The 5,176-nt window shown below is 32.6% G+C and carries 7 protein-coding genes and 1 pseudogene; 3 read left to right on the forward strand and 5 right to left on the reverse strand.

Annotated features, from left to right (window positions below; all coding sequences use genetic code 11):
- Positions 1-862, reverse strand: an 862-nt coding sequence (locus AC1DJR_RS16580) for a DUF4158 domain-containing protein (RefSeq protein ID WP_477003053.1), incomplete at its 3' end; no start/stop codon positions are given.
- A 298-nt stretch (positions 863-1,160) separates the two neighbouring features.
- Between AC1DJR_RS16580 and AC1DJR_RS16585 the strand changes: the two genes are divergently transcribed.
- Positions 1,161-1,793, forward strand: coding sequence for a recombinase family protein (locus AC1DJR_RS16585; RefSeq protein ID WP_477003052.1), 633 nt, complete (start codon positions 1,161-1,163; stop codon positions 1,791-1,793).
- A 120-nt stretch (positions 1,794-1,913) separates the two neighbouring features.
- On the opposite strand, the gene AC1DJR_RS16590 is transcribed toward AC1DJR_RS16585, so the two are convergent.
- The 4 genes from AC1DJR_RS16590 to AC1DJR_RS16605 form a co-directional block, all read right to left on the reverse strand.
- Positions 1,914-2,252 (reverse strand): DUF378 domain-containing protein, encoded by a 339-nt coding sequence (locus AC1DJR_RS16590; protein WP_002187809.1) that lies wholly within the window; start codon positions 2,250-2,252, stop codon positions 1,914-1,916.
- Between the two features lie 500 nt (positions 2,253-2,752).
- On the reverse strand, positions 2,753-2,956 hold the full coding sequence (locus AC1DJR_RS16595; protein WP_002187807.1) for a homing endonuclease associated repeat-containing protein: 204 nt from the start codon (positions 2,954-2,956) through the stop codon (positions 2,753-2,755).
- 113 nt (positions 2,957-3,069) lie between these two features.
- Positions 3,070-3,243 (reverse strand): hypothetical protein, encoded by a 174-nt coding sequence (locus AC1DJR_RS16600; protein ID WP_001025956.1) that lies wholly within the window; start codon positions 3,241-3,243, stop codon positions 3,070-3,072.
- 154 nt (positions 3,244-3,397) lie between these two features.
- Positions 3,398-3,577: a ferritin family protein gene (locus AC1DJR_RS16605; RefSeq protein ID WP_002187806.1), complete on the reverse strand. Its 180-nt coding sequence runs from the start codon at positions 3,575-3,577 to the stop codon at positions 3,398-3,400.
- A gap of 218 nt (positions 3,578-3,795) precedes the next feature.
- Between AC1DJR_RS16605 and AC1DJR_RS16610 the strand changes: the two are divergent.
- Positions 3,796-4,152, forward strand: a pseudogene (locus AC1DJR_RS16610) (carboxymuconolactone decarboxylase family protein).
- A 456-nt stretch (positions 4,153-4,608) separates the two neighbouring features.
- Positions 4,609-4,821, forward strand: coding sequence for an alpha/beta-type small acid-soluble spore protein (locus AC1DJR_RS16615; protein WP_002114662.1), 213 nt, complete (start codon positions 4,609-4,611; stop codon positions 4,819-4,821).
- The last annotated feature ends 355 nt before the right edge of the window (positions 4,822-5,176 follow it).

Below are 5,176 nucleotides of genomic sequence, written 5' to 3' on the forward strand. Positions count from 1 at the left end.
GAAGAATGAGAAAGGCCATAAGAGTTGCATGTCGTTTGAGCTCATGAAACCTGGATAAATGTTGATTGGAATAACGTGATCCTTCACGGGCCATCTGTAGCAATCGATTTTGATGCACTTCTCTGCCGTTATCTAAAGGTAAATTTAATTTTTGGATAAACTCTATTCGATCCATAATCTTGTGAAAATTTTTAACAGAAACTACACCTGAAGGTTGTCGAAGCCATGATAAATACGAAACCTTGTATCCTTTTCCTACACTTAATAACTTGTCCAGTTGATTACATTGAGAAGGAGTAAGGTCCTTTGTCAATTGTTTGAAAATCTTTCTATGTGCTCGTTCACGCACAGCCCATGCTAAATGTTCAACTGCATATATGGCTGGTACAATAATTTTTCTTTTCCTCATTTCTGTAATTAGAGCTTCTACTAAAAGATGTCCTTGATCTGTTTTCATTGCCATAGGGAGAAGCCAACGTGCTAACTCTCGATATTCTTTTAAAGTAAATGTCCGAATTCCTAATGTATTTCTGATTTTACTCAAATGTTCTCGCCGAGTTGCATCACGCCCACGTGCATAGTTCTCTATAGCTGAAGGTAAAATCCTTAATTGTTTAGCAATCGTATGTACAATAAAATCTGGAACTTTTTCATTCGCAGATAAAGGTCGTCCAGGAAAGCGTAAGTAAGCGATTTGTATGGCAAAACCTAATCGATTGGCAGCACCGCGTTGTTTATTTATAATTTGTAATTCTTCATCAGATATTGTGTAATAGCGTAGAATTTCTCTCTCATCCATATGCTCAGGGACTCCATAAAGGTAGTCCCTTTGTTCTGCAGTAAGAAGCTCTCTCGTTTTCAACTTCCCATTTCCCTTCATATAGTATTTATTATAGAATGCAACGATTTTCTTATAATTTAAATTTTTTAAAATTTAAATTACTTCTTTAATAATAATCAAATTTAGCAATTATCACAAAAAATACAAAATTGTTTATAAAAGTATACCTTTACAAACGTGTTAGACGTATCTATGAAACATTGAATCATCAAGTTTATAAAGGTGATTCGAACTATTTTATAAACGTTTATTTTCAGTGAATACCTTTATAAACGAATGTGGTATAATTGCGGTAACGATTGGAAGGAGAATACAAAACGTGGCAAATATTTATGGATATATWCGTGTAAGTACAAAAGATCAAAATGAACAACGTCAGTTACATAAGATGATGGAACGAGATGTGGAAGCTCGGCGAATTTTTGTCGATAAAGCAAGTGGGCGACATTTTGATCGTCCTCAGTATCAATTATTACGAAAAGTATTAAGTATAGGTGATATTGTTTACATAGATGCYTTAGATCGTATGGGACGTAATTATGATGAAGTAATTKCRGAGTGGAAATACATAAMAAGRGAATTACWRGCWGATATTGTKGTKTTRGAAAATGAAACTTTATTCGATARCCGTAAGTTYCGTGAWATGGGTGACATGGGWCGRTTRATGGAAGATCAATTTTTATCTTTGCTTTCTTATGTTGCMGATCAAGAACGTAAAAAAATTYATCAGMGACAARYKGAAGGKATYGCKGTAGCWAAATCTCAARGAAAACACTTAGGCCGTCCTCAGGTAAACCTTTCGACGCTAAGCAAACAACAAATAAATATAATAGTAGAAACTTATTCAAAGTGGAAGAGTGGAGAAATAACTGCTGTTATGTTTATGGAAATGTTAAAACTAAGAAAAAACACGTTTTATAAAATTATGAAGGAATATGACGAAGCAAAGTAGCATCATCCTATACGAAATGCTACTTTGYCCCTAGTTGTACAAAAGCTGGTACTCCAACTAATTATCCAAAATAAAAAATTTCAAAGCCATGTGGAATAAATGACTTTGAAAAAAATTGTATTAATCTTCATCTAATGTATTGCGGGTATTCTTATAAACGTCCGTAGAAGATCTATTTATATTTGTCATATGTGTTTCCTCACCAAATTCAGTACTATAATTAGGTTTTCCATATTCTTTACGATTCATCTCTTGATTAGCATCCTTCATCGGTTGAAACAACTGCGTTAAGCACATTAACCCACTTAGTCCAACAAGAGCAAAGATTACTCTTGCYAAAAAGGCATTCTGTCCACCRAATATTGTCCCTACTAAATCAAACTTAAAGAAACCAATTAGCCCCCAATTAATAGCACCAATAATAACTAAAGCTAAGGCAATTCGCTGTATAGTTCTCATTGATATAACACCTCCTTCGGTCTCAACTGTTAAACTATGTACAGGAATACTATATATTCTTCCTGCTTGAATCGTTAGCTTGGATTTTCAATCAAAGTGATAGCCCATAATTCAAAATAAATACATTCAAAAAACATAATATGAACTTTGATTAACATTTTAATTTTTTTTATTATTTAATACTGCAATAAGACTGGATGGTATTGCGGTTATCGGTACTGCAATAATTAACCCTATTTGAACTTTTCGCATCATATTAGCTATCATGTTAGTTGCTAGGATTCCATCTTATCATTTGAAATTAACAATGGTTTCATACACAAAATACCTAATACATACTGGATTTATATTTTATTTCTACAAAGGCTTCTTGAAGTTGCATAATATACAACAGTACGTTCATACTACATATGAGTCGTTGAAAATCTCCTGAAAATCTGGAATTTCATAACGAGTAGGCAAAGCAGACAGTTTATTGAACTGACTGCTTTGTTTATTTTTTACATTTTATTTACCTTTTTTCTTGGTTGGAACCCAGCTTGCCTTAGAGACTCATTCCAATTGCCAAAATGCCTTACATATGTGGATAAGGCAGGCATACTAGGATCTTTTAATATTTCTTTGGCAGTCGGTAATTTTTGATATGAATGAGCCCATTCCTTTAGCCTGGATAACAAAATCCTTCTTGTATACATATTGAGCATGTAACCGCCTTTTCATAGTTCTTAATTTATGGATTACTTTCATAAATTAAACAAAAATAATAAATACTGACGATATTAAAAAGGCAAGCATCAAAATGTGCTTGCCCTCTCTTCTAACGACGATGTTCCACAAGATCAATTACACCTAAAACAACGTGAGCTAAACCAAATCCAAATACTGTATTTGCAATCATCTTATTAGATCCACGAGTTTGCTTCAAGGCATAACCCGCAGCTGTAACTGCTGTACCTAATGTAGTTGGAATTAATCCTTCACGAATATTCATAGTAACGTCCTCCTAGTATCGCAGTTAGTAATCCTGCTTTAATACTTTGGAATTAAAGTACTAAAACAAGTATTAGTATTTTCCTGTCTTGTGAAAATATGTGGAGTTATTTTAAATATCTTCTTTTAATTATGATACAGCGTAACTAAAAATGTTAATACGTAAGTTGTTTTAATACATTTACATGGTCCCTATCTTTATCTAAAATATCATGTATTAACATATGACTTTCTGGATATTTTAACTTCTCTATATATTGCTCATAGGCATGAATACCCATGTACTGCCCTTTTAGAAAGACATTTAATGTATTGGCTACACTCTGTTTTCCCATATCATCACTTCCTTTTTACGTTATCCTTTTACAGAAGTCGATGGATTATCCATATCGTGTGTGCAATACTATTAGTTAATTTCTTGTTATATCATGCCTCTAAATCCTCTCTCCTCTTTCACTCACCTTGATATAAATATCATTTTTGTTTAATCAATTCCCATTAGGTTCATACTAACTTTTGTTTGAAAAATATGAGAAATGGAGTTGGATTAAATATGGAATTTGAAGGTAGAAATTCTACAGAATCTGCACTTCTTCATTATAAGTATGGTTTGGGTTTATTTACTGAGAAGATGCCTAAACTAGCCGAACAATTTAATTCCTTTRCAGAGGAATGCTTTAAAGAAGGCACCTTATCAAAAAAGTAAAAACAGTTAATTGCTTTAGGTATTAGCCTTTATTCTCAGGATGAATATTGTATCATTTATCACATTAAAGGATGTCTAGATCAAGGAGCTTCAGAACAGGAGATCTTTGAGGCCGTGGGAGTGACAGCTGCATTTGGTGGTGGTGCTACTATAAGTCAGGCAGTAACTCTTGTACAAGAGTGTATGCAAGAGTTAAAGCAGTAATAGGAATATCATCATGGGTTGAGGAATATATTTCTCGAGTTCATGTGTTACTATTCTTACACAATAAATAAAAACAAAAAACTTGAGCGTGTACTAATTATACTCAAGTTCTTTGTTTTTACCCTTAATTGATACTATAAATTGCCCAAGATAAGTATGTAGCAAAGATAGTCTATAACAAGTAGGGGATTAGAAGCCATTCAGCCTGTTAATCAGCCTTTACAATAGTATAAGAAATAGTAAGCTGCAAATTTTAAAAATATATATTAATTAGATTGTACTAGATAAAGCTGAACAGATTAATTATTCTTACTCTTTTCAGCTCTATTTTTTAATCGTCTTTTAAGAAGAGATTCAATATTTATACATAATTAAAGTGGGTTTATATTTCCATAAAAAGGAATAACTATTTTTCCATGATTCGTAGCATATTAAAATTATAGGAGGTGATACACTATGGCAAACACTAATAGCGGAAGTCGTAATGAATTATTGGTTCGAGGCGCTGAGAATGCAATTGATCAAATGAAGTATGAGATCGCACAAGAGTTTGGTGTACAACTTGGTGCAGACACAACAGCTCGTGCAAACGGTTCTGTTGGTGGCGAAATTACAAAACGTTTAGTTGCAATGGCAGAACAACAACTTGGCGGTGGAGTTAATCGCTAAGTTCAATTAATAAATGAGTGTAAAATATAGCWGATATTAAAATCAATTTCATTTGTTCATTCGTTAAAAGATAAACCCTTATATTAAACGATTTCTCACTCAAAGATTGTTGATAATCTTACTTAATAATCTTTGAGTATTTTATTTGCAAATTTCTTTACTAGACTACAAACATACATTGTTGGGAAGGTGTTTCCCATGCATGATAAAAAATACTTTGTAGGAAAAAACATACTTAAAAATGTATTTTCAATATTGAAAAATATACTTATGATGATATTTTCGAAAGGGAGGCTTTTTAAAATGGGTGTATTAAGTGGAAACCCTCAAAATGAACCTTTACATTATGGAGAGG

It is taken from the genome of Bacillus sp. 05T31 (genome assembly GCF_056396725.1).

What these genes read in the sequence shown, in the direction of transcription:
- AC1DJR_RS16595 (WP_002187807.1), bottom strand. Translation starts at nt 2,956, where the DNA reads ATGCTCAATATGTATACAAGAAGGATTTTGTTATCCAGGCTAAAGGAA.
- AC1DJR_RS16600 (WP_001025956.1), bottom strand. Translation starts at nt 3,243, where the DNA reads ATGAATATTCGTGAAGGATTAATTCCAACTACATTAGGTACAGCAGTT.
- AC1DJR_RS16605 (WP_002187806.1), bottom strand. Translation starts at nt 3,577, where the DNA reads ATGGGAAAACAGAGTGTAGCCAATACATTAAATGTCTTTCTAAAAGGG.
- AC1DJR_RS16615 (WP_002114662.1), top strand. Translation starts at nt 4,609, where the DNA reads ATGGCAAACACTAATAGCGGAAGTCGTAATGAATTATTGGTTCGAGGC.